This window comes from Streptomyces mutabilis, from assembly GCF_014649815.1.
In the GTDB taxonomy this organism is placed as follows: domain Bacteria; phylum Actinomycetota; class Actinomycetes; order Streptomycetales; family Streptomycetaceae; genus Streptomyces; species Streptomyces mutabilis.
Genome location: NZ_BMTT01000282.1, coordinates 1 through 542, shown reverse-complemented (window position 1 = coordinate 542; position 542 = coordinate 1). Strand labels below are relative to the sequence as shown.

Below are 542 nucleotides of genomic sequence, written 5' to 3'. Positions count from 1 at the left end.
GGTTACGATGGCATGTTATCCCCTTTTTCTAGCTCTCAGAAAAAAGCTTTTCATCTTGCGATTGTCGCGAAAATATTTGAGCAAAATACACAGCCTTGGACGTGGCCTGAAGATTTAATTCCCTTAAAATCTTCAAAACGCCCACTGAATGATGAAGAAATTGCCCTTATTAATACTATTGAACAATTTATTGATGATCTATTACGTCAAGGGCTATCACACATTAGTTTAAGTAGCGCAACGCAATTACATTTACTTAATATGTCTGCTCGTGCCGAGGGTTTACCTCGTTTAGCCCCTTATTTACGAACATTAAGTACTCAAGTCAAACGGTTAGCAGAAAGACATTTCACTATGGATGAAAGCAATGTCTTACGTCTATTAGCTCATATCTCAGCCTATCTTTTCCAGCTATCTTATGCGACACCTGAACAATTAAAAACATTACGAGGGCAACTTCGCCGTCAATATGATGATAAAAAAACCAGTCTCGCGCTTATTCCTATCGATGCACATTGGTGGACAGCACAAAGTGGCGCATT

General features: G+C 39.1%; 1 protein-coding gene. It reads left to right on the top strand.

All coding sequences use genetic code 11. The features are described 5' to 3' along the window. Positions 1-542: YehQ family protein (locus IE142_RS40340; protein ID WP_229831314.1), on the top strand; the 542-nt coding region annotated here is incomplete at both ends.